This is a genomic window from Nitrincola nitratireducens (assembly GCF_000585235.1).
In the GTDB taxonomy this organism is placed as follows: domain Bacteria; phylum Pseudomonadota; class Gammaproteobacteria; order Pseudomonadales; family Balneatricaceae; genus Nitrincola; species Nitrincola alkalisediminis.
The window spans coordinates 47,139-72,170 of the sequence record NZ_AONB01000008.1 but is presented as its reverse complement, the minus strand read 5'-3'; the positions used below and the strand labels follow the sequence as shown (position 1 = coordinate 72,170).

General features: G+C 46.3%; 21 protein-coding genes and 2 pseudogenes. 14 read left to right on the top strand and 9 right to left on the bottom strand.

What is annotated here, in order from left to right; translation table 11 throughout:
- The first annotated feature begins 78 nt into the window (after positions 1–78).
- The 6 genes from D791_RS20865 (at position 79) to D791_RS08855 (ending at position 4,181) form a co-directional block, all read left to right on the top strand.
- Positions 79–498 (top strand): pirin family protein, encoded by a 420-nt coding sequence (locus D791_RS20865; RefSeq protein WP_237748578.1) that lies wholly within the window; start codon positions 79–81, stop codon positions 496–498.
- Entirely contained in the window at positions 483–998 is a 516-nt protein-coding gene (locus tag D791_RS20860; RefSeq protein ID WP_237748577.1) for a pirin family protein, read from the top strand. The genes D791_RS20865 and D791_RS20860 overlap by 16 nt, the downstream gene beginning before the upstream one ends.
- Positions 961–1,578, top strand: a complete 618-nt coding sequence (locus tag D791_RS08870) for a redoxin domain-containing protein (RefSeq protein ID WP_081763797.1) — start codon at positions 961–963, stop codon at positions 1,576–1,578. The genes D791_RS20860 and D791_RS08870 overlap by 38 nt, the downstream gene beginning before the upstream one ends.
- 208 nt (positions 1,579–1,786) lie before the next feature.
- Positions 1,787–2,473, top strand: a complete 687-nt coding sequence (locus D791_RS08865) for a gamma-glutamyl-gamma-aminobutyrate hydrolase family protein (RefSeq protein ID WP_157682287.1) — start codon at positions 1,787–1,789, stop codon at positions 2,471–2,473.
- Between the two features lie 33 nt (positions 2,474–2,506).
- On the top strand, positions 2,507–2,974 hold the full coding sequence (locus tag D791_RS08860) for a RidA family protein (RefSeq protein ID WP_036510451.1): 468 nt from the start codon (positions 2,507–2,509) through the stop codon (positions 2,972–2,974).
- Position 2,975: 1 nt separating this feature from the next.
- Positions 2,976–4,181 (top strand): FAD-dependent oxidoreductase, encoded by a 1,206-nt coding sequence (locus D791_RS08855; RefSeq protein ID WP_036510448.1) that lies wholly within the window; start codon positions 2,976–2,978, stop codon positions 4,179–4,181.
- Here the strand turns inward: D791_RS08855 and D791_RS08850 are convergent.
- A complete protein-coding gene (locus D791_RS08850; RefSeq protein ID WP_051514363.1) occupies positions 4,178–5,242 on the bottom strand; it encodes a GlxA family transcriptional regulator in 1,065 nt (354 codons plus the stop codon). The genes D791_RS08855 and D791_RS08850 overlap by 4 nt on opposite strands.
- 183 nt (positions 5,243–5,425) lie before the next feature.
- Between D791_RS08850 and D791_RS08845 the strand changes: the two genes are divergently transcribed.
- The 6 genes from D791_RS08845 to D791_RS08820 all read left to right on the top strand — a co-directional run bounded on the left by D791_RS08845 (position 5,426) and on the right by D791_RS08820 (position 12,636).
- Entirely contained in the window at positions 5,426–6,859 is a 1,434-nt protein-coding gene (locus D791_RS08845; RefSeq protein WP_036510445.1) for an alanine/glycine:cation symporter family protein, read from the top strand.
- Positions 6,860–7,150: 291 nt separating this feature from the next.
- Positions 7,151–7,600 (top strand): hypothetical protein, encoded by a 450-nt coding sequence (locus D791_RS08840; RefSeq protein WP_036510442.1) that lies wholly within the window; start codon positions 7,151–7,153, stop codon positions 7,598–7,600.
- Between the two features lie 113 nt (positions 7,601–7,713).
- Positions 7,714–9,114 (top strand): tripartite tricarboxylate transporter permease, encoded by a 1,401-nt coding sequence (locus D791_RS08835; protein WP_237748576.1) that lies wholly within the window; start codon positions 7,714–7,716, stop codon positions 9,112–9,114.
- Positions 9,115–9,160: 46 nt separating this feature from the next.
- Positions 9,161–10,117: a Bug family tripartite tricarboxylate transporter substrate binding protein gene (locus tag D791_RS08830; protein ID WP_036510438.1), complete on the top strand. Its 957-nt coding sequence runs from the start codon at positions 9,161–9,163 to the stop codon at positions 10,115–10,117.
- A gap of 224 nt (positions 10,118–10,341) precedes the next feature.
- Positions 10,342–11,949, top strand: coding sequence for a sensor histidine kinase (locus D791_RS08825; RefSeq protein WP_036510435.1), 1,608 nt, complete (start codon positions 10,342–10,344; stop codon positions 11,947–11,949).
- Between the two features lie 3 nt (positions 11,950–11,952).
- The gene (locus tag D791_RS08820) at positions 11,953–12,636 is read left to right on the top strand and encodes a response regulator transcription factor (protein WP_036510432.1); all 684 of its coding nucleotides are present in this window, start codon (positions 11,953–11,955) and stop codon (positions 12,634–12,636) included.
- Between the two features lie 66 nt (positions 12,637–12,702).
- Here the strand turns inward: D791_RS08820 and D791_RS08815 are convergent, their stop codons facing one another.
- Entirely contained in the window at positions 12,703–13,254 is a 552-nt protein-coding gene (locus D791_RS08815; RefSeq protein WP_081763795.1) for a phosphoribosyl-AMP cyclohydrolase, read from the bottom strand.
- 235 nt (positions 13,255–13,489) lie between these two features.
- On the opposite strand from D791_RS08815, the gene D791_RS08810 reads away from it, so the two are divergent.
- Positions 13,490–14,575 (top strand): GGDEF domain-containing protein, encoded by a 1,086-nt coding sequence (locus D791_RS08810; protein WP_081763794.1) that lies wholly within the window; start codon positions 13,490–13,492, stop codon positions 14,573–14,575.
- 8 nt (positions 14,576–14,583) lie between these two features.
- Here D791_RS08810 and D791_RS18890 read toward each other — a convergent pair whose 3' ends face one another.
- Positions 14,584–16,833, bottom strand: coding sequence for a bifunctional diguanylate cyclase/phosphodiesterase (locus tag D791_RS18890; RefSeq protein WP_051514362.1), 2,250 nt, complete (start codon positions 16,831–16,833; stop codon positions 14,584–14,586).
- Between the two features lie 155 nt (positions 16,834–16,988).
- Between D791_RS18890 and D791_RS08800 the strand changes: the two genes are divergently transcribed.
- Positions 16,989–17,930 carry a DNA/RNA non-specific endonuclease gene (locus D791_RS08800; protein ID WP_081763793.1) on the top strand — a complete coding sequence of 314 codons (942 nt, stop codon included), beginning with the start codon at positions 16,989–16,991 and terminating at the stop codon, positions 17,928–17,930.
- 28 nt (positions 17,931–17,958) lie between these two features.
- On the opposite strand, the gene D791_RS08795 is transcribed toward D791_RS08800, so the two are convergent.
- From D791_RS08795 to corA, 6 genes and pseudogenes are all read right to left on the bottom strand, one after another.
- Entirely contained in the window at positions 17,959–19,617 is a 1,659-nt protein-coding gene (locus D791_RS08795; protein WP_036510429.1) for a methyl-accepting chemotaxis protein, read from the bottom strand.
- Between the two features lie 226 nt (positions 19,618–19,843).
- A pseudogene (locus D791_RS08790) lies at positions 19,844–20,993 on the bottom strand (sulfate/molybdate ABC transporter ATP-binding protein).
- On the bottom strand, positions 20,990–21,847 hold the full coding sequence (cysW, locus tag D791_RS08785; RefSeq protein WP_036510426.1) for a sulfate/thiosulfate ABC transporter permease CysW: 858 nt from the start codon (positions 21,845–21,847) through the stop codon (positions 20,990–20,992). The pseudogene D791_RS08790 and the gene cysW overlap by 4 nt, the downstream one beginning before the upstream one ends.
- A gap of 2 nt (positions 21,848–21,849) precedes the next feature.
- Positions 21,850–22,706: pseudogene (gene cysT / locus D791_RS08780) on the bottom strand (sulfate/thiosulfate ABC transporter permease CysT).
- A gap of 24 nt (positions 22,707–22,730) precedes the next feature.
- Positions 22,731–23,741, bottom strand: coding sequence for a thiosulfate ABC transporter substrate-binding protein CysP (cysP, locus tag D791_RS08775; protein WP_036510423.1), 1,011 nt, complete (start codon positions 23,739–23,741; stop codon positions 22,731–22,733).
- Between the two features lie 255 nt (positions 23,742–23,996).
- A complete protein-coding gene (corA, locus tag D791_RS08770) occupies positions 23,997–24,947 on the bottom strand; it encodes a magnesium/cobalt transporter CorA (protein WP_036510420.1) in 951 nt (316 codons plus the stop codon).
- Between the last annotated feature and the right edge of the window lie 85 nt (positions 24,948–25,032).

Genomic DNA, 25,032 nt, shown 5'->3' with positions numbered 1-25,032 from the left:
CACTTTGCTTGAGATCCTATCGCCAATGACCTAGTCTGAATGAATCTAACCTTTTCATTTGAGTAAAGAAGCCTTGCTATGAGCACAAACGATTCCTTCTCTGAAGCTGAATGCACAACCAATCAAGGCTGTGATGCCATTGATCTAATCATTGATCCACGGCCTAAAGATCTAGGTGGATTTTCCGTTCGTCGTTGCTTACCCGTTCGTGAACGTCGCTCAGTCGGCCCTTGGGTGTTTTTTGATGAAATGGGCTTGGCGCATTTTCCACCAGGTAAAGGGGTTAATGTACGCCCTCATCCACACATCAATCTAGCGACGGTTACCTATTTATTTGAAGGTGAGATATTGCATCGCGACTCTCTAGGCAGCCATCAACCCATCCGCCCCGGTGATATCAACCTGATGGTCGCCGGAAAAGGCATTGTGCATTCCGAACGCGAGCGTAATGAAGTCAACGCTGTGCCGCACTCGCTTCATGCTTGCAACTTTGGCTAGCCTTGCCGGATGCCGATGAAGAAATTGATCCCGCTTTTTATCACTACCCCTCGCCTGATATCCCGGCACTTAACCTTGAGGGTGTCAAGGTACGTGTTCTGGTAGGTTCTGCCTATGGTGTCTCTTCACCTGTGAAAACATTCTTTGAAACACTTTACATCGAAGCCGACCTAGCCGAAGGCCAAACACTAAGATTACCCTACGCGGATGAGCGCGGTCTTTATGTTGCTAGCGGAGAAGTTTGTCTATCCGAAACACCGATCAAAGCACATCAAATGGCAGTTTTGACCCAACATCAGGATATTTTAATTACGGCCAGCTCAGCAACTCGCATAGCCTTGATTGGCGGGCAAGGAATTGGCAAACGGTATATGGAATGGAACTTCGTCTCCAGCCGCAAAGAACGCATTGAACAAGCCAAGCAAGACTGGCAGCAAGGGCGTTTTGCAAAAGTGCCGGGAGATGAAGACGAGTTCATTCCCTACCCTACTGTCGACTAACGTTAAACCGTATTATACCCCTCTCCTATTAAATGACGAAAAGCCCGTATTGATGAAGCGTTTGTTTAACCGTTATGCCCAACTGCCAAGACGCTATCGCTGGAGTGTCGAAGCCCTTCTGTTTATCCTGCTGATAGCGGGTGTCCGAGCGTATCAAGCACCTAGCGTTGATTCTGGTTATTTTCCACTTCCAGAGTCTCAGCTTCTTAGTGGAGGGAATATTGCTCTTGGAGACTATGCTGGCCAACCCTTGTTAGTCGTGGTTTGGGCAGACTGGTGCCGTATTTGCCGGATAGAACTGCCGACGATCCATCTTCTGACTCAAGACTATCCCGTGATAACCCTAGCTATGCAATCTGGGTCCGATAACGACGTAAAGGCCTTTTTAACGGCAAATAATCTCGTAGAGCTTCCCGTCATTAATGACCCAAGTGGCGAACTCGCTCAGCGCTTAGGAGTGAGCGTATTACCAACTCTGTTTGTATTAGATTCACAGGGTGAAATTGCATTTTCAGAAGTGGGGTTGACCAGTCGCTGGGGAATTAAGGCGCGTATGTGGTGGGCTGCATTAAAGGGGTGAGATAAAACATCGAATCCTTCGCAAACCTGTTGCTTATATGCCCCCAACACATATGCAAAGCCTGTATTAGACCATCCCAACCACGATGTCTTAAATTTGAAAAATCCGTCTCATTTATATAATCAATATCCCTATACACACGATACTCTACGGCTATCTCTAAAGGGGTAACGTCTTGATCGTTACCCATACCTATAGCGTGATCCTTATGAACGAATTGACTACAGATAAAAAAGCTCCAACCATCTTGTTGATTCAAGACCTAAACGTAACGGCAAATGAACACATCTATCACTGTAATGCCAACTATGCACAAGCACTGTTTCAAGCGGGTGCTTTGCCCTTATTGGCCCCTTTTATTGAAGACTTAATTCCACACCTGATTCATCAATCGGACGGAATTCTATTTTCGGGATCGGCGCCAGGAAATGGCTCATCATCGATACGTACTGATTTTGAAAAAAAGCTGCTTGCCGCTGCATTTGATCATGGCATTCCTGTTTTGGGTATTTGTCACGGCATGCAAATCATCGGTGAGTTCCTCGGTGCCAAGATTGACGATATTCAAGATGCCGAAGTTCAAAGCCTGCACCTACCCTTTTCACAACCGAACCGTCTTGCACATGAAGTGCAGTTGCGTCATGACTCATGGCTACGAGCACAACATGACTCAGAGACCGCTTGGGTAAACAGTTTTCACCGTCAATCATTGGTTGGCTCAGGCAACTTTGATGTTACCGCTTTATCGCCTGATGGTGTCGTCGAAGCCATTGAAGGGCACTTAGACAGTTTATGCATTGGCGTGCAGTGGCACCCTGAATTTCAGTTATCTGAATTTGATAAAAACCTGCTGCGGGGGTTTGTCCAAGCCGCTGCTCAATCATCACTTAGATAAACCGAACACCGTCAAAAACCGCGGAGAGACTCTATGAATACATATGAACGTATGACGAATTTAGGCATCACCTTGCCAATTGCACCACCCTCACCTGGGCCTTTTCTGGGTGCCATTCGTGTGGGTAATCAAGTGGTCGTTTCAGGCCAAGTCCCTCTGATTAACGATGCTGTCATGACCGTCGGTCTTGTCGGAGACAGTGTCAGCATTGAGGAAGGACAGAAGAATGCGCGTATCGCCATTTTAAATGCGTTAGCACAAGTCGAAACGCTTGTCGGTGATATCACTAAAATCAAACAGTTTGTTCGTTTGGCAGGGTATGTCGCAGCAACGCCTGACTTTACCCAACACGGTAAAGTGATTGATGGAGCATCCGAGCTTTTACGAGACATTTTCCCTGACCGCTGGGAACATGCGCGCATTGCAATCGGTGTCAGCTCCTTACCTCGTGGCGTTCCGGTTGAAATTGAGCTAACACTAATCGTAGATGATGATCAATAACATGAAAAAAGCCATTGTTATCGGCGCAGGCGTGGCAGGTGTCGCATCCGCCTATATGCTATGTAAAGCAGGCTTTGCTGTCACCCTGCTGGATGAAAAACCCGCTCCCGCCATGGGGTCAAGCCATCAGAATGGCGCACAGCTTAGTTATGCGTACTGTGACGCGCTCGCATCACCCTCTCTACTGGCTCAACTGCCTGGCATTTTACTGAAAAGAGATCCAGCATACCGCTGTACACTGCAGGCCGATCCTGATTTTTTAGCCTGGGGTTTGCGCTTTTTGATCAACTCAACGTCCGCTCGTTTTTCAAACAATACCTTAACGCTATCTCGCATAGCCCTACGAAGCCACGCACTGTTATTGGAGCTGCTTGAAAAGCACCCAATTGAGTTTGATTACGAGATAAATGGCAAAATGCTGCTCTATCCAACGCTGGAAAGTTGCCAAAAACACGCAAAAATACTGGAGCAAAAAAGACAACAAGGTTTTCAACTGTCAGTCTTAACACGAGAGGAGGCCACCGTGATTGAACCTGCACTGGCGCATTATCCAGACCCGATTGCCTCCGTCGTTTACAGCCCAGGAGATGCGGCTGGACGCCCAGATGTATTTTGTCAAAAGCTGGTAGAGTCACTCCAACATGAATACGGTTTAAAAACACAGTTCAATCAGAAAGTACAACGTATTAATCACACTAAAGACCGGGCGACAGGCGTGAGCTTTAGAGACTCAGCTCCCCTTGAGTGCGATACATTAGTGATCACTACGGGACAATCCTGTGACCTACTCCCTAGCAAAGATCGCTCACTCGGAGATATGTGGCCTGTGCAAGGCTATTCATTTACCGCCGATGCACACCCGCAGGCGATGCAGACCTCTATTACGGATGTTAAACGCAAACTGGTATTTGCACCCTTAGGCAAGGAGTTACGCGTTGCGGGTCTGGCGGACATTGGTCAACACAGATTTCAGTTTATGTCCCATCGCTTTGAGACACTGATGCAAACAGCACAAGCCGCCTTCCCACATTTTTTCGGTGAAGACCAAGGGCCACCTAAGCGTGTTTGGTCGGGTGCCCGTTACGTCACCCCCTCCTCTCAACCGATTATTAGAAGAGGAAGTCTGGCGGGTTTGTATCTGAATCTAGGGCACGGCACCTTAGGCTGGACCCTATCTCTGGGCGCTGCGGAGCAGGTCGCTCCCTAATCAACTCTTGATATGGAGCCACCTTTACGTATTTCTGATGGGGTGATTCCAAAGCGTTTGCTACACAACGTTGATAAGTGCGCAACGCTTGAGAACCCCGCATCATAGGCCACGGAGGTGATCGGTTTAGACGTATGCTGTAGCAACCATACCGCCAGCTTCAAACGCATTTTAAGCAGGTATTCTCTCGGCGAGACACCAACCTCAGCCGAAAATAACCTCGAAAAATGGCGTTCACTCATACCCAGCTGCTTAGCAAGCTCCGAGACACTTAAAGGTGTCTCTTGGGCATGTTCAATGATCGCGATGGCTTTTTGAATTCTTGGATCCTTGACTTCCATATGGCGAATAATCGCGGATCGCTCAAAATGACTGACGCCACGTCTTTCCGGCAAAGAGATTTGATGAGAGACCTTAGCTGAACGATCAGCACCATAATGCGTTGAGATGATATGCGACATAAGGGCAAGAATAGAGGTACCACCCGGAACCGTAATTACACCATCATCTATGCTGAAATCTTTATGTGTCGTATACAAGAACTTCGGGAAGCGCTGCTCAAAGTCACGTTGATGATAAGGGTGTATACAGGCCTTTACAGTATCTAAATACCCCTCTTCCACTAGGATGAAACTGCCTGTACATACCCCCACCAGCGTACAGGCTGACTGGCGAGCAAGGCGAATATATTGACGGTGTCTTAAGGGTGCTTTGCTCAATTGGCTCAGCAAACCACCTATGACAAAAATGTAATCAAACTCTGCCGGATGGGTGTAATGGCAAGTGGGTTTAAACTCTAAACCGCAACTGGCCTTTATTGGCACATTCGGATTCCCCAGAATTTCCCATCGACCTTCGATTTGCCTGGATTGATCACCAAAATCACCGGCATGACGCAAACTTTCAATAATTCCCGTCAAGGACATGAGTGGAAAATCAGGCCACAGCAAGATGCCAACAACAAGGCCCTGATCCTTTTTTTGATTCAATTGACGAGACCAAACTTCATCCAACCAAGCGATATAGGCTTCGGGCGTGTCTTCAATAGGACTGGAACTCATTGTTTAAATATCCAATTAACAAGCAAGTCTTAAAAATAAACATATTGGCTGAAATATACAAGTATCTACCTCTGAGCCTTATTACTCTGACGCTAGGAAATAAAACAATAACAACACGAGATGATTTCGTAACTGCCAATTGCCCGGGCGAAAAATCTCGGATTAAAAACGGAGAAATGAATAATGACCTTTGTCGAAAATTTTTTTTGCGTTCTGGATGATTTGACCTGGGGATGGTCATTAATTCCACTTCTTGTTATTTTTGGCGCCTTCATAACGCTTATGACAGGCTGTGTACAATTCAGATACTTTAAGCGGATGTTCGCTGTTTTATCACCTAAGAATGAATCAGCAGACCCAAATAATGTCTCCGCGAGAGCCGCATTGATGCTCTCCGTTGGTGGGCGTGTAGGGGGTGGTAATATCGCAGGGGTTGCGGTCGCCATCACGCTTGGTGGACCCGGTGCTGTGTTTTGGATGTGGGCGATTGCATTTATCGGCATGGCAACGAGTTTAGTCGAATGCTCACTTGCTCAACTTTTTAAACGAAAACAGCCGGATGGAACCTTCAGAGGCGGCCCTGCAAACACAATTATTCATGGATTAGGGGCTCAATATAAATGGTTAGCCGTTGTCTATGCGGTCTGTTTACTTGCGGCATTTGGGTTGGGGTTCAATGCATTTCAAGGAAATACCGTTGCAGGATCTGTTGAAAGCAGCTTGGGAATCAACCGTTATATAACGGGAGTGCTCCTAGCGATTGTGACCGCTGCCATTGTCTTTGGCGGGATTCGTCGTATTGCCAGAGTGTCTGAAGTGGTTGTGCCACTCATGGCAATGATTTATATCCTGATGGCCGTCGTGATTATTCTGCTCAACATCACTGAAATTCCAAGCGTACTTGCCAGCATTTTTGCTAATGCCTTTGGTTTTGAAGAAGCTGTCAGTGGTGGCATGGGGGCCGCGATAGCACAAGGTATTCGTCGAGGCTTATTTTCCAACGAAGCAGGTTTAGGCTCGGCCCCTAATGTTGCTGCAGCTGCAGATGTTCGTCATCCTATTAGTCAAGGAATTACACAGTCTTTCTCCGTATTTATTGATACGCTGGTCATTTGCTCATGCACAGCCTTTGTTATCTTACTCGGGAACATTTACAGCCCGGGAGCTAACGGTATCGATGGTGTTGTCTTGACACAACAATCCCTTGCTTATCATCTAGGTGATTGGACGCAATATCTCTTGTCACTCATGATCCTGCTGTTTGCATTTAGCTCTATCATTTATAACTACTATTTGGGTGAAAATGCCATAGCGGTTATGACCCAACATCCGATGGCAACGCTGGCTTTACGCATTGTCATTGTTGCCGTCGTTTTCTTAGGTGCAATTGCGCCGGGAGCGACGGCTGTTTTCTTCTTCTCCGATCCGATGATGGGAGTTCTAGCTGTCGTGAACCTTGTTGCAATTATGATGCTTCTCCCAACCTGCCTTCGTATTCTAAGGGATTATCAAGGACAGTTGAGCCGAGGTATACAAAGACCCGTGCTAAATCCAGAGATGTTTTCAGATCTAGACATAGATGCAACAGCTTGGTCTGAACAAAGTATCCGAAAATAGCAAAGCCTGAACCATTAAGTGGCTTCAAAAGCCGCTTAGATTAAAAAATTCAATTATTCATCTGCACCTTGTTTTTCAGGTAGGTAATTGAATTCACGTTTTAAAAAATACAGAGGGATAAGCAACTTGGCGCTAGTTGATGCTTTAATGAATACAGGTCACATCAAGCATCACCTAGTCGTTAAGTTACATCCCTGTTCATTTTATGTTGAAATAAAAGAATAACAATAACAGGGCGGATCACTAAGAGACGCTCAGTGCCCATGATTTAATTTAGTTGGGAACATTACCATGCTCAGAATCAATTTCTGGTCTGGATTAGCGGTCGTTGCATTTTCTGTGACACTTCTGGTTTGGATTATCCCCACCTTCGGCGGTGGCGGCTTTTCGTTCGGCTTACCCCCTCAGCTTGTCGCGACAATTGGCGCTTGGATCATGCTCTTAAGCGCTAGCAGCCTCGTGATTTTATCTAGTATTGCTTTGGTGAGCTCAAAAGAGTCACTGATATCCAGTGTTAATTTTAACGAGATCTGGCACCAAGTCTGGCCATTCCTCTATGTCTTACTCTTTATCATTCTCGCAATTTATCTTCCTCTGACTTGGATTGCTCCCCTGCTTATTGGTGGTTTGCTGTTCATTCTAGGTGAGCAGCGCTGGCCCATTTACCTTATCTGCACCCTTACACCCACCGCAGGCCTATACATTTTGACGGTGTACCTCATGCGCATAGGAGTCGTGTAAATGCCCGAATTCAGTGTTTTTTACAGTGCGTTTGCAACGGCGCTCAGCTGGGAGTCCATCACCGTTATACTGGGTGGAGTTTTACTCGGTTACATTGTCGGGGTTATCCCAGGTTGAATCGTGCGGTCGCAATCGCCATTGCGATTCCCTTAACCTTTTACATGTCACCTTATGCCGCCATTTCATTTTTAATTGGTTTATCCAAAGGCACTGCAGCTGGTAGCGCCGTATCCGCCATTCTTCTTAACACCCCAGGTGAAAGCTCTTCTGCAGCAACCTGCTTGGATGGCTACCCGATGGCACGAGATGGACGCCCCCGAACAGCATTAAAAATTGGTCTCTTAGCATCGGTCATCGGTGACCTACTGGCGACTTTGTTGTTGATTGCAGTTGCGATTCCCTTTGCGTCCGTTGCGCTAAAATTTGGCCCCTATGAACTGGCGGCCATTCTCATTTTCGCCCTAGTCTTTATTGCAGGTATGGCGGGCGGCTCTTTCTTAAAGGGCATGGCGGCAGGTGGATTGGGGATCGTGCTCGGAACCGTGGGAATGGATCCTGAAACTGGAGCCATGCGCCTAACCTTCGGTTATATGGAGTTGATGGAAGGTGTCCCTATTTTACCACTGGTCATTGGCACACTGGCCTTATCCGAGATGTTTGTTCAACTGGATGAATATCGACGCAATAAAGGCCAATCGGCCATCAATCTTACCGAGAATCAAAATGACGACTTAAAATGGTCGGAATTTAAAACCACCCTGCCCACCATTTTTAAAGGTACAGCAATCGGAGCGTTTGTTGGTGCACTCCCAGGGCTCGGCCCATCTGTGGGCTCGTTTATGTCGTATGGTGCCGCCAAGCGTTCCGCCAAAAATCCAGATACCTTTGGTAAAGGTGATCCTAGAGGCATCGCGGCCTCAGAATCCGCTGACAATGCTGTTATTCCAGCAAGCTATATTCCGTTATTTGGCTTAGGCATTCCCGGCAGTGTATCTGCGGCGCTTCTCGTCGGCGCGTTCATGATTCATGGCATTACCGTAGGGCCTTTAATGCTGCGTGAACAGCCCGAAATGCTCTTTTCCCTCTTCTCAGGAATGATTGTGGCGAGCTTATTGATGCTGGCAATTGGCTGGTATGGTCTGCGAATTTTTGCAAAAATCACCAATATCCCATCACATATAGTCATCCCTATCGTCATCTTTTTATGCCTTGCCGGTATTCAAGTACAAGGCTATGGCACCTTTGGCTTATTAGTGGTGTTTGGTTTTTCCATTCTTGGCTTCTTCTTGAAAAAGTTTGACTACTCGTTTGTGACGTTTTTAGTCGCATTTATCGTTACACCCATGTTGGAGTTAAATCTACGCCAATCCATTATTTTATCCGGTAGCGATGTTGGCATTTTGCTCGACAGACCCATTGCGGCCTTTTTTGTCGTGCTAACGATCATCTTACTGGTTCGATTTGCCTGGACAGGCATACAACAACGGAAGAAATCACTTCCGAATGCAGATTGAGCCTTAGACTCAATTCAGCAAAATACTATAAACTGAGGGGAACACAATGAAATTACAGAGCCTTCTGAAAACCGCATTGATTACGGGCGCACTTGCTGTAAGCAGTTCAGTCTTGGCAGATAACTTTCCATCTAAGCCCTTAAGCATGGTGATTGGCTGGGGTGCAGGTGGGAGTACTGACATTCAGGGACGCGTGCTGGCAAATGTGATGAGTGAACACTTAGGACAGCCAGTCAACGTCATTAATCGTCCAGGTGCAGGCGGTGCCGTTGCGCTGCAACAATTGGTTAATAGCCGCGATCAAGGCCATACCTTTGTATTTGGCACCTCAATGTCAGTGACCTTCGGCCCATTGGCAACACCGACCAACTTTGATGTCGATAGCTTTACCTATGTTGCAGGCGTCACGTTAGGACAATCTGCAATCGTCACTGGTGCAGACAAGCCGTATAGTAACTGGGCGGAGTTTCTTGAGTACGCAAAAGCCAACCCAGGCACAAGCTATGCTTCGCAACTCCCCTTTGATCGTCTCTTAATCGATTATATTGCGAAAAAAGAAGGATTGGATTTACGCATCGTTCCGACCTCCGGTGGTGCAGGCATGGCGCCTTTGATTCTCTCTGGCGATGTTGACTTTGCGTACAGCGGCGGCACCCATTCGGGTTATGCTAAAACAGGTGAAATGCCTGTTCTGGCGAGCTTAGCGGATGATCGTTTAGTCGCTTTCCCTGATGCACCAACACTGCGTGAGCTTGGATACGAGATAGATCCAGGTGAAATACGTGTGGTGATGGTTCCGAAGAATACTCCTGAGAATCAAGTAGAGCGTTTGGCCGAAGTTCTTAAGCTTGCAACTCAAGATCCACGCTTTATCGAAATCACTGAAGAGCGTATTTTGATGCCCGTCGTGTATATGGATGGTGATGAAGTCCATGAGAACCTGAGCAATCAGGTTGAAGGATTTAAAGCCATTATCGAAGAGCTTGGTGGTCTAAGCTCTTAATACAGCGCCATAGAATGCACACCTCACCCAAGCCATCTAATTCTCTTGGGTGAGGTGATGCGTCCTACTGATCACCGCCGCCTGTCTTTTTTAAAACCCATGCGTTCCGTTTAGCAACAGGGTCTCATCGTCTACTGTTTTTACGACGCCTCATCGAGTTTGCTCCCAAAGCACCAATTCCGTAAAGTACTCCTCTTCAGCTCGCAAAGTAGGTAGGCTACTTGATGTATCGACAACGACTCGTTATTTCCTTGAGTATTTTTTTCGTTTTGATTTTGCTTCAAGCACTGGGCACGTTTTGGGCCTTCCAACAGAATAGCTTTCATTACGAACGCAGCCGATCCGCGCAATTGATGCTCACCGAGATTGTTCATTTTCGTGCCGATGCAAAACGGCTTAAAGTTTGGTTAGCCGATTTCATCATTACGGAAAAGCGCGACACGCAATTACGTGATGAGCTATTTGATCGGATGAGTACTCAACTACAGAATGTCGACAACCTCAACACATCACTCTTTGCTCGCTCTCAATACAATTCTGATCCCGCATTTGCCCAGCAAGTCAGTCAGCAGATCGACTTTTTATGGACCAATATGAATGCACTCAAGCATGCCTTACAAACACGTGAAATCATTCAACTGGAAACAGATGCTCAGCGTTGGCAAACACTCATCTCCCTCTTTGATAAATTCCAAGGGTCCGATATCGCAAGCCTAGTGCATGACTTAATTGACTTACACAAAGCCAAAACGCAGCAGGCCGAACTCGATGCGGCAAAAATGACACGCCTTCTTTATGGCTTACTGGCGAGCTTAACCCTAATCAGCTTGGTGTTGTTTATTGGCTTAAGTCTTTTCTTAACTCGGCATTTTACCCGCCCGCTCTCTCACCTTCTGAAGGGTGTTCAACGCTTGAGTAGCGGTGATTTCTCAAACACAATTCCCGAAACAGGTGCCAAAGAGTTTGCGGAGCTTGCCCAAGGTTTTAACTTAATGGCCAACAATTTGAAAAATGCTCGTGATCAGCAGCAACGCCTGCAAGATGCGACTGAAGAAAAAGTACAAGAACGCACCGCACGACTCCAACATGTCGTCAATCAACTGCATGATGCAGAAATACGCCAAAAGAACTTTATCGCTGAGGTAAGCCACGAACTCAGAACACCGACGACCATTATGATGGGTGAAGCAGAACTCGCACTCAGAATGCACCCCTTAACTGAGTCACAACAACACGCCACGTTCAGTCGAATTGTGGAGTGCTGTCAATCACTGTCAACCCGTATCGACGACCTCATCATGTTAAGCAAAGGCCAACATGCGCTGGTGTCCGTGCAACTCTCCCCTTCATCTATTTTGGACACCTATGAGCACCTAAAACGCCAAGGCTTACTGCTCGCCAGCCATCATCAAGTGATACTTGATGTTCAAGCACCTGTGGGACTCAATCCACAAATCGATTCTAAGCTACATTTATTCGTTGACCATGCGAAACTTGATTTGGTGTTTAAAGTCCTAATAGAAAACGCCCTTCACTATCAAGGCGGAACTCTGTATTTAGGAGTCGCTTGTGAGGTTCAAGAAAATAGAGTGTTATTCTCCGTCATGGATCGTGGCATAGGGATTGAGGAAGATGAGAGGCACGCAGTATTTAATCGACATTATCGGGGCAAAAAAGCACAAGCTCTTCGACCGGATGGCCTAGGCCTAGGCCTCTCTTTGGCCAAAAATATTTTAGATGCCCACGATGGATGCTTGGTCTTTACGGCCAATGAGCCTCAAGGCACCCGCGCCGACATTTATCTCCCACTGTTTGACTTAGAGAGCGAATAAAACGTGAAAATACTGATCGTTGAAGATGATCAAAAATTGGCTGATTTTTTAAACAGAGCCCTGCAAGCTGAAGGCTACGCAACTGATATTGTCAGCCGAGTCAGCGACACTCTCAGCTACGTACGCACCCATCAGCCCGACCTGATTTTACTTGATCGCTTACTTGAAGATGGAGATGGACTTCAAGTGTGCCGAGACATACGTCATCTTAAACTTCCCTGTAAGATATTGATGTTGTCAGCCTTATCGGAGGTTGAAGATCGCGTGTCAGGACTTCGAGGTGGTGCAGATGACTATCTCGGCAAGCCCTTTCATTTTGAAGAGCTCTTGGCCCGCATCGAAGCCCTATCACAACGGGATCATTTTTCGAAAGCTGAAAACCGATTGAGTTATGCAGACCTGAGCTTAAATCTTGACCACTTAGAACTCACACGTGCAGGACAACTCATTGAATTAACCGCAAAAGAATTACGCATAATGGAAATGCTCCTGCGAAATCCTGGACGTGTATTAAGTCGAGAGCGAATTTTGAGTCATGTTTGGGGTGTACTTGAAGACCCCATGACAAATATAGTCGATGTTTACATGGCAAGGCTGCGCCGAAAGATAGACGCCGATTTTGAGCTGAAGCTCATTAGAACACGAAGAGGACTCGGCTATTTACTCAGTGATCGAACTGCAGCCTAACGATCCTAGTTAAGGATCGAGGAAACGTTAGGCTGTTTGTTTTAAATCGTGTTAGCTAGTACCAGATTACTGGCTATAGGGTAACGAAGAGTGGTGCAAAACAATACGCACGTCACCCTGCTCATCTTTTTTAAAGCCCCAGGTTTTATCAACGGTGGTGGTTTCACCGGCGGAATTTGTCATATGTACATGCCCCATGGTCAATGCAAGATCGCCATTAATGTACACAGCAGCATTTTCAAAGCTGTATTTTTCCCAACCTTTCAAGGCAAAGCCACTGTCATCAAAATCAGGGTTATCACCTACAAAGTAGGATAAGGCTCCGTCATGGGTAATTCTAAAGGTTGTTTCACCACTGGCAAGGGTCGGCTTAAACAGCACGGGACCCTGCTGATAGCCGTATGCCTGATTCAGTACAGCCTCAGCAGTTGCTTTGGCTTTTTCTAACCCTCCTTCAGTGTAGTCTTGGCTAATTTGAATGAGAGCCGCTCCCCAAGCATCCTGCGCTTGTCGTACCTCTTCCTCAGTAATGTTGGTGTTATGGACGGGTGCCGCTAACGCAAAACCAGATACCAATGCTGTGGTGAATCCGATCAAAAGAATATTTTTGCGCATCATGATGCAACTCCTTGAGCTATGAAAAGTATTGTTGTTAACCTGTGACTTTATATTAGTGACTGTTCATCAAAACAACACTGCAAAGAAGATTAAAAAAAGATGAATATTCGATTAAATAAATGGCTTTCACTGATGTAGATTATGGTTTTGAAACTAAAAAATCAGTATGTTTTGACTGTTTACTTTATACTCAGTCAAAAAAGTCTGCCTTTATGAGCGGAATAAGGAGTCATTCATGTATCCGTTGCAAGAGTTGTTCTCAGCTGGCAGCCACACACGTTACTTTCAACACACGCGCTCGTATTATATTTTCAGACGAGTACGAATTATTGCGCTTCTATTAGCTATTTTGCAAAGCGCATGGATACTTGTGGATCAATGGTTATTGCCAGCAAATGTTCAGTGGCCGATTGCAATTGCCCGTATGATCAGCAGTCTATTCTTTTTAGGAATTTTTTTCTGGCAAACTCGTCCTTATAGTCGTCGCCTAGCCCTCTTACGACTCTTGCTGCTGTTTACAGGACTCACTGCTTTTCATGCCTTTAGCTCTGCTCTGCTCCTCATTCATGGATACGATCAAAGTGTTGCGGGTTATCAATTTTTTCCATTTATGATTATCAGCATGATGGCGATCTTTCCGTTGGTCATTATTGAAGTCCTTGGATTAACCCTGCTACTCACTAGCGCCGAACTGGTGACTCAATTAACACGCGGCGTTTTGGGTGATGTTAACTCGATCAATAATGTCTGGTTATTACTGGTATTAGCGATAGTCGCGGCGTGGGCTACTGTTAATCAACTCAATATGCTGCTTGTCTTACATCGCCAGGCAACGCGTGATGCACTGACGGGTTTAGCGAACCGTCGCCTGATACTTGAACAACTCGATAGTGATATGGAAACATGCCGCGAAAACTCGCTTCCTCTCGCCGTGTTATTATTTGACTTGGACAAGTTCAAAGGTTTTAACGACACCTATGGTCATGCTGCAGGTGATATTGTCTTGAAGCAATTTGCTAGCATCCTTCGAAAACATACGCGAAAAAAACTGGATCTTGCAGGCCGTTTTGGTGGAGAAGAGTTTCTTATGATTCTCCCGGGTATGGATAAAGAAGCGGCCATTCAGGTTGCTACAGCCATTGGCGAAAGCTGCCGCCAAACCAGTGTTGCTGTCCCCAGCGGAGAAAAGGTAGGATTCACAACCAGCATTGGGATTGCGGTATTAAAACCACACGAAAATCAATCTGACTTAATTCGTCGAGCCGATGAGGCTCTTTATTCGGCAAAAGATGCGGGGCGTGATCGCTATGAGGTTGCGTAGAATAGAGCTCAGAAGCACAAGGTCGGTAAGACGTTACAGACCCAACCTGGCAGTTCGCATGCAGGCATAGGTCGAGCAATGCCATAGCCTTGACCCGATAGACACCCTAACGCCAATAACTGACGACAATGAGCGGAGGTTTCAACTCCTTCGGCGATCACGTGCAGATTGAACGCCTTCGCTAACCCCAACACACCCTGAATAATCGAAAGATCATCAGCATCACCAATAATATCACGAACAAAACCTTGATCAATTTTCAAGCAATCGATAGGTAAACGTTTCAAGTAGGTTAAAGAAGAGTAGCCTGTACCAAAATCATCCAGTGCAAGACTTACCCCCAAATCCCGACATTGGGAAAGAATAGGTGTAACAGACGCAATGTCCTCCAGCGCGCTGGTTTCTAATATTTCTAATTGCACATGCTGTGGCGGTACATGTGGGTATTTTTTTAAGGCCAACTTCAACTGATCAACAAAGCCTGGGAACTGTATTTGCTGTGCCGCTATATTAATGCTGAGTGGGCAATCAAACCCATTCAAGCTCCACACCTGCATTTGTTGCAAGGCTGTATTTAAAACCCACTCACCTATCTCAAGCTCTAATTGATGTCCCTGTGTGACTGGTAGAAAGGCATAAGGCGTCAGCAAGCCATCTTGAGGGTGCTGCCAACGAATCAAGGCTTCGGCACCCTCGAATGCTAATGTCTGCATATTGATTTTTGGCTGGTAATACAGAACGAACTGACCTGACTTCAAGCCCTTGCTAATCGCTTTAAGTGTCTCTTGTTTCTGGCGAATGGCCGCTTCAAGCTGAATATCAAACAATTGGTAACGATCCTTCCCGGCTTGCTTAGCAAGATACATCGCCTGATCCGCATGACGCAGTAACTGATCAGGTGCCACATCGTCGAGTGGATAAAAAGTAACGCCAATACTGGCAGATACGCTCAGTTGATGCTCATTCACTCGAACAGTTTCGGAGGCAGCTGCAAGCAAACGCCTGAGTACTGGCTCACAATCCTGGATTTCGCTCATGCCACCTAATACCGCGACAAATTCATCACCACCAATTCTTGCTAACGTATCGTCTTCCCGCAGCATCTCCTTCATTTTCTCGGCCAAATACTGCAGCATCCGATCGCCTACAGAGTGTCCGTACTGATCGTTAATTAGCGTAAATCCATCTAGATCGAGATATGCAACCGCAAGAATCTGGTGTGTGCGTCGAGAACTTGTCATCATTTGCGCCAAACGATCCGATAACAAAATACGGTTTGGCAAGCCTGTCAGTGGATCAAAATGTGCCAACCTTTCCAATTCTAATTGCGCATTTTTTAAGGGCATTAAATCAACATCAACACAATACAGCTCTCTTTCACCCGTTACAGTGGTATGCATCACATGACTTGAAAACACGCGAAGAGGAGAGCCATCTTTGTGCAATAAGGTTAACTCACCCGAGGGTATTTCCTGATCCTGATCAAGCCAGCGCGTGATTTCTTCAATAACCGCCTCTCTTGCTTCAACAGGAATAATGAGTTCCTCTAAACGACGCCCTACGGCTTCATCGTGTGAATAACCATAGAGTAACTCACTGGCTTTATTCCATAGAAACACTCGACGTTGATGATCATAGCCTTGCACAGCAATCGTGGGTATTTTTTCAAAAATACAACGCAAACGTGCTTCACTGGATTTAATTATCTCTGCAGATCGCTTGTGCTCAAGGGCATGTGTAAACATTTCCCCACATAACTTGAGAAGATACACTTCATCTTGCGACCAAGTCCGTTTTGTTACCACAGCATCTATGCCAATAAACCCAACAAATGAACGGTTGGATACCATCGGCACCGTCAGTAAGGATAGAATACCTTGACTCATTAAGATTTCTTTTTCGATCTGATAGGCATCCGGTAACGCAGGAACATCCGAATAATTAACTTCTTGTTGTGCTCGCATCTGGCGAACAAAATGCAGATCCTCCCTCAGCTCTAGCCCTTGTAACTCCGACTTTTGCGCCGTAATACCGGGCATACACCACTCATGAGTGTTATCGGCAAAGACCTCTTCTCGTATTTGAAATAAGTAACTGCGATCACTTTGAGTAAATTCTGCCAGCCAGCGTAAACAACACTCAATGTTTTCATCAAGATTAGTGTCAGAACTCATGACAATTTTCGATGAAATACGGCTGATCAGGCGCTCTAACTTGTAGCGCTGACTTAACAACCGATCATTGCTATCTGATTCCATTTGCTTGCATTCTCATCATGCTGTTTAAGAAATCAGTATAGGACAGGCTGCTCAAAATCAACATTTAACCTGTGCAAAGCGGCATTCAACTATTGTTTAGCTATTCTCAGATGCGTATTATCCGGCGTTTTAGTGAACCTTAACGATTGGTAACAATGTTTAAATCCCTCCGTCCGACTCGCCGCCGTTCTAAAAAAAGGAACGGCCATAAAGCCACAAAAGCCACAAAAGCCTTAATTAAATCAGGTTTAAAGCTGCCAACCTGGTTGCTCGTTTGCATCCTGATGTTCGCATCAACCGCCTACTTTATTGAGCGCCAAATACGTGAACAGTATGCCTATGCGGGGCTACCCATCCCTCAGAACAGCTTACAGGTCCATACATGGCATCGCGTCTTACGCAATCCCGGATTCATGGTGGGCTATTCAGATGCAAGGATGAATCCTTTATGGGTTACCTATCAGTTAAATGAAGGCACTTTAGGCAGCATAGGACCAAGACCTTCAACCTTTTCGACAGACTGGCGGACAATCATTCGTGTTGCACACCAAGACTATACGGGGAGCGGCTACGACAGAGGTCACTTAGCGCCCAACTATGCAATGGCACGCGTTCATGGGCGAGAAGCGCAACTCAAGAGTTTTCTGATGACCAATATTAGCCCACAGACCCCTGAGTTAAATCGCCAAGTTTGGCAACGAATTGAAGCGGCCGCCATGGACCACTTTATTCCAATTAAACAAAATATCTGGGTCATAACGGGTCCGATTTTTTCAGGCTTTTTGCTCGGCCCTGATGTGGAACGACTGAATAGTAGCTGGGTTGAAATTCCAGATGCGTTTTACAAAATATTCATAGCGCCTGCCACCACTGAGCGCCCATTGAGCGTATTAGCCTTTATCGTCCCTCAAAACGTTAAAGGCAATGAGCCCTTGGATCAATTTTTGGTCACTGTGCGGGAAATCGAAGACAAGACCGGACTGAACTTCTTACATAGACTTCCCGAGGACCTTCAGGAGCGAGTGGAAACCACCATACAACCCGAGCCTTGGCAGTTGGATAAGGTTAAAAACCAGCGCGGGCGCTATTCAGACTAACGGATCGAATAGCGCCTTGTACGTGTCCCTAGAATTTCAGCTGATTTACGATTGATTTAAGCTTGTCAGCGTACTCGGCTATCTGTCGACTGGACTGTGCTGTTAATTCAGACGCCTGAGACGTTTCATCAGCGGCTGTATTTATCCGATTTAGATTTTCGTTCATTTCATCGGCAACAGCGCTTTGCTCCTCAGCCGCACTTGCAATTTGCGTATTCATATCGTTAATTGCATCGATAGCTGACATAATTTCATCAAGTGCTTCTCTCGCCTTAGTGGAGTGCACAACACCTTCTTGCGCTTTCGTTTCACCGCTCCTCATAACCTGTGTCGATCTCAGAGCCGCTTCTTGTAGGTGCGACACCATCGATTGAATCTCCCTCGTGGAGTCTTGTGTACGACTCGCCAGCGAGCGAACCTCATCCGCCACCACAGCAAAACCTCGACCTTGCTCACCCGCACGCGCCGCCTCTATCGCTGCATTTAAAGCCAGTAAGTTAGTTTGTTCTGCGATATCTCGAATCACATCAACAACAGAGCCTATCTTGCGAGCATCTTCAGACAAGTCATTAATAACCAGAGCTGCGGACTCTACTTCTTGAGCAAGTTGCTCCATTCCCTGCGCCGTTTCAGTGACAACAGCACGCCCCTCTTTCGCTTTCCGGTCTGCTTCATTGGCACTCGCCGCTGCGTTTGCTGCATTTTTAGCGACGTCATGAACAGTAGCATTCATTTCGCACATTGCAGTCGCGACCATATCTGTTTCCATGCGTTGCTTTTGAATACCGCGACTGGCTTGCTCTGCAACCACAGAACCATGATCGGCTAACTCCGCAAGTGACAAGCCAGCTTCACCGATTTGACGTGCCATTTGACTCAATTTGGTTCGTGTTGCAATAAAGCGCCGGATCATTTCACCAAACTCATCAGAGGCCGACTGGTGTGAGGACGGATGATCTCTGAAATCCCCATTGGCTAAGCAGTCGGCGATTGAATCCAAGTCTGCCACTCCTTTTTTGAAGCGAGAGATAACCCTCCAAGCCACAAAAAGTGCAATAAGTAATCCTGTTAAACTCAGAACGATCAACTGCGTAGTCAACCTTGACGACAATTGATCTAAATTTTCTTTGGCCTCTTGGGCACCGCGAAGTTTTCGATCACTGAGTGCATCTCTCGCTTTATCCGCTTGGGCATAGAGCGGGTTAACCGAGCGCAAAATATGTAAGTTAGCTTTAACATATTCGCCAGATTCTAAAAAACCAACCGTTGGCTGAACGGCATCCGTTAAGTATTGTTGATAGGCTGTTTGAAACTGATTTGCCAATTGCGTTGCTTCTGTGCCGTGATAGACCGACATAAAATGCGACCAAAGACGATCAATTTCGGCAATGCTGGCTTTAACGCGCCCCGTATGCAACGAGGTTGCATGATCGTGCATAGACGCAAATTGTCCCGTTGGATTGTGCTGAATCGACAAGAGCAACTCAGTACGAATTTGCTCCATTAAACCGCCAATCCGTTCCACTTCATATAAGGGGACCATTCGACGATTGTAGTTATCTTCAAATTGAAACGCTTTGTATTTAAACCCGTAAAGTGCAAAGGAAAGCAACGCTAACACGACAACTAAAAACACTAAGACGAGCAAACGCATCTGATTTTTTACAGAATGTACGTTAAAGAACATCGATCACACCTACAGGTAAAATGAATTAAATGTTTTAAAGAACCACTGATAAGGTTGAACGCTCAGCACCGACTACAATCCACCGAGACACATTATCTGTGTTGATAACTTTCCTATTATAGGAATTCCCTAATATTCATTTTAACCTGCAGGTTCATCTTTTTAAACACGGCTTAATGCTAATCTACACTTAACCTCTGCCTTTCGCGCACCTTTTTAAGATGCCTTAACTGACCTCAGCCAGATGCGCGCTACGCTTTGGGAAGTTCGGATCCTGAATCAAAGTTGATGCCCAAGTTAAGGTCTCTGGCTCTGTTACGCCTTCCATAAACAAGTGCCCAATGTCTGGGACAGCGTAGCAACGATCCCCTCTCATCGGCTGCCATGCATTGTATTGCGCGTGGCTAATTCCGATTTCCCAGGCTCATCCGCCTGCCAACCATCAGGTTGCAACTCTAAACGGACTTCGGCTCCGATTAAACTCACAGCATTAATTGTTAAAGGCAGGTTTGCATGGGCCACGGGTACCTGTTGCAGATGAACTTCATGAGGACGTAAATAGAGTTGAGCCACAGGCACTGTGATAGGCTTAGGCAACTCAACCCATGCATCGCCTTGTTGTAGACGTGTGCCCTTCACTTGCGCATCCAGCACATTGATGTGACCTAAAAAGTCAAACACAAAACGACTTTCTGGGCGCGAGTATAGCTCTTGAGGACTATCAACCTGCTCAATCTTGCCAGCACTCATCACCACAACCTTGTCGGAAAGCTCCAAAGCTTCTTCTTGGTCATGCGTAACAAATACGCTGGTGAAGTGTAATTCATCATGCAAGCTTCGCAGCCAACGTCTTAAATCCTTGCGCACCTTTGCATCCAATGCCCCAAAGGGTTCATCCAACAATAAGACTTGTGGTTGCATTGCCAAGCTCTCGCCAACGCCACACGTTGCTTTTGCCCACCGGAGAGTTGCGATGGATAGCGTTTTGCTAAGTGTCCTAGTTGCACCATTTCCAGCAAGTTAGCGACACGTTTGTAAATTTCAGTATTACTTGGACGCTCCGCTTTAGGTAGAACTTCCAAACCAAACGCCACATTTTGAGCGACGGTCATATGGCGAAACAAAGCATAGTGCTGAAACACAAAGCCCACACGACGATCACGAACATGTACGTTTGTTACATCTTGCCCATGAAAAAGGATGCGCCCCGTATCCGCGGTTTCAAGCCCTGCGATAATTCGCAACAAGGTTGTCTTGCCTGATCCAGACGGGCCTAACAAACCAACGAGCTCGCCGTCAGGAATCTCCAGCGTCAAGGGTTGCAACGCTTGAAACTGTCCAAAGCGCTTGCTGATATTTTCAACACGAATACTCATTCACTCACCTCATCCAGCACTCTGCGTTGACGCGCTTGACGCCACTCGACAAATGATTTCACAAACAACGTAATTAAGGCTATGCCCGCCAGTAATGATGCGCTCGTAAAGGCACCCACTGCATTGTAATCTTGATACAGCAATTCAACATGCAATGGCAGTGTATTGGTCTCACCACGGATATTTCCAGACACGACCGAAACAGCACCAAACTCACCCATTGCTCTCGCGTTGGTTAACACAACACCATAAATAAGTGCCCACTGAATATTCGGCAGAGTCACTCGCCTGAACAACTGCCAACCGCTCGCGCCCAAGGTAACACCCGCCTCCTCTTCCTCTTTACCCTGCTGCTGCATTAAGGGGATTAGCTCTCTTGCCACAAATGGACAGGTCACAAACACAGTCACCATCAAAATGCCCGGCCAGGAGAACATCAATTGCACATCATGGTCCATCAACCAACTGCCCAACCAACCATTGGATCCATACAACAACAAATAGAGCAAGCCAGCCACCACCGGAGATACCGCAAACGGGATATCAATTAACGTGATTAGCAACTTACGCCCTGGAAACTCGAACCGTGTGACGAGCCATGCCAAGAACACCCCAAATACTAAGTTAAGGGGAATCGTCAGAGCCGCAACCAACAACGTGAGACTAATGGCATGAAGGGTGTAGGTATCCGTTATATTGGCCAGGAACCCTTGAACACCATCACCGAAGGCTTGTACAAAAATGGCCACTAAGGGGACGATGAGCAAAGTACCCACAATAAAAAGAGCCAGACTAATCAGACTCCATTTAACCCAAGGTTGATCACCGACGCGTAAACTTGCTCGTGTTTGCATACTTATCGACCATGAATTCGACGCAAATAATGCGCTTGCCATATATTAATTAAAAACAACAGAACCAATGATGCCATTAACACCACCGATGCAATCGCACTGGCTCCGGCATAGTCATATTCTTGTAAACGTACAAATATCATTAGGCTTGTCACTTCACTGATGTACGGCATATTGCCTGCGATAAAAATAATCGCACCGAACTCACCAAGCTACGCGTAAACGAAAGTGCTATGCCTGTTAATAGACCCGGCCACAGAGATGGGAAAATAATTCGGCGAAACACCGTCCAGTCCGTTCCACCCATGGTGATACCCGCTTCTTCATCCTCAGGTGCCAAATCTTCAAGTACAGGTTGTACCGTCCGAACCACAAATGGCAAGCTGGTAAAGGACATGGCCACAATAATCCCTACTGGCGTGTAGGCTACTTGGATGCCTAATTCGGCCAGCATTGAGCCATACCAACCATTTTGAGCAAACAATGCCGATAGTGTAATCCCAGCAACCGCTGTAGGCAGCGCGAACGGCAAATCCATTAGAGCATCCACGATACGTTTTCCGGGGAACTCGTATCGAACCAAGACCCATGCCAATAAGAGACCGACAACACCGTTAAATAAGGATGCAATAAGTGCCGCCCACAAAGTAACTTTATACGAGGCGACCACTCGAGGATCACTAACAACAAACCAGTATTCCTGCCAAGTCATTCCAGCCGTCTGCACGATTAACCCAGTGATAGGCAATAGCAGCACTAAACTGATAAACAACAACGAAATCCCCATGCTCAAAGCGAAACCCGGTAAGACGCGCTTACCGGGGCTCTGAGGCAATGACGAGGCAATTGCCAGTGACATACCTATACTATCCTGTTCCGAAAATTAACGACGTTGTAATTGATCAAGCTTTGCGCCATTGGCAAAGTGGATGCTCATCGCGTCGTCCCAGCTACCGGCAATTTCTTCAATTGTCAGCAGTTCTACTGCTGGGAACTGATCAGCAAACTCGGCTTGAACCACTTCGTTATGAACGCGGTAATTAAATCCAGCCAATAGACGTTGAGCATCTTCGGAGTACAACTCATCTAAATAGGCTTTAGCCAATTCAAGGTTACCGTTTCGTGTAGCATGGCGCTCTACGACAGCAACAGGGAACTCAGCTAAGAAGCTCACTTTAGGCACAACCACTTCAAAACCATGATCCGGGAATTCAGCTATAATGTTGTTCACTTCTGATTCAAACGTGATCAGGACATCGCCAATGCCACGCTCGACAAAGGTTGTTGTCGCTCCACGACCGCCTGTATCAAACACAGCCACACGTGATAAGAAGGTTTTTACAAACTCGTCTGCTTTCGCTTCATCACCTTCAAAGGCTTTTTGCGCATAACCATAGGCCGCTAAGTAGGTATAACGACCATTCCCTGAGGTTTTGGGATTAGGGAAAACGCTGCTGACATCATCACGCGCCAAGTCATCCCAGTTACTGACGCCCTTTGGATTCCCCTTACGCACCAGATACGCCATGGTTGAGTAATAGGGTGAGCTTGCATTCGGTAACTGGTCACGCCAATCTGCAGGAATCAACTTTCCACGTGTATGCAGAATATCCACGTCGGTGACTTGGTTATAGGTCACAACATCTGCACGTAAGCCTTCAATAATGGCCTGAGCCTGACGTGAAGACCCACCATGTGATTGACGTACTTCAACCGTCTTACCTGTTTTTTCCTTCCAAACACTCGCGAAATGTTCGTTATAGCTGGCAAATAGCTCTCTTGCGATATCGTAAGACGAGTTCAGGAGGGTTTGATCCGCAGCAAAGGAGTGACTAGAGCTCAGACCTATGGCCAGAGCAAGTGCAACCGATTTGGCGTGTTTAACTAGCTTCATATGAGCTCCATCTATTTACAGAATAAATAATCTATAGTGATTTTATGTGTGAGGAGATTATATCAAGACAATAGTTATAACAACAAATTTTAATATATTATTTTGGAATATACAGAAAACTTGAATATCTATCTGCTTCACTCTCTATATGAATGAAGCAGAAGCCGTGTCTAGCAGACTGTCGGACTTAGAACTGACCTACTGCGAAAAAGCTCAACTGGTTGTTGCGAGGAAACAGACAGATGCCCTTTTTCTTTAGAGCCACCCTTTGTAGCGGAAGAACATATAAGGGGTAATACCCGATAAAAACATCATTCCCAGTGCAAAGGGATAACCATAGGTCCACGCCAACTCAGGCATAAACTCAAAGTTCATACCGTAGATACTGGCGATCATGGTTGGAGGAAGGAAGACAACAGCCGCAATCGAGAAGATTTTAATGATTTTAGCTTGCTGGATATTGATAAAGCCCTGCGAGGTATTCATCAAAAAATCAATTTTTTCAAAGATAAACGCGGCATGGGCCATGAGGGTATCAAGATCGCGCAGGATCTGGCGACACTCTCCCTGAGCTTCTTCATTTTGACGAATGTTGCGCAACAAAAAGGATACAGAACGCTGGGTATCCATTAGACACAGGCGGATTTTACCGTTACTGTCTTCTAACTTCGCCAACTTATCCATTTGGCTGCCAAGCTCTTCATCTCGATTTTCCAAAATGTGGCTGCTGACATCATCAAGCTGTCCCAAAAGGTCTTCTAGCTGATCCGCCAAATTATCCACTTTTAACTGAAAAATAGCGGTCATAATGTGCAGAGGTGATGCCGCTTCAACCCAACCACGACGGGAGCGTAACCGTAAGAGCCGAAAGTCGGCTAAATCCACATCCCTAACGCTCAACAAAACATCGGGTTTAAGTGTAAATGCGACGGTTGCAGTTTTATGACGGCCTTCAGATTGATATAAAAAAAGTGAATGCACATGCAAATCTTGGCCTTCAAGAAAGTAACGCGCACTGGCCTCGATTTCTTCAACTTCATCGGCTTCGGGGAGGCTGTTTGGGTGAAGCTGATCAACTAAACTGCGCTCCTCATCGGATGAGTCATGCAAATCAATCCAACTGGCTTGCTTTAAATCTACCTCAGCATCTGTTTTTGATGCCTGCTCAATAAGGCGCTCATTTTGAAGCGTGTAACTACGGATCATGCCTTTGCCTCAGGTAAATAAGTGAGATTATACAGACAGAGATGACGAATGTGTGACTAGAGCCCCATGTATTTGAAATAAAGGC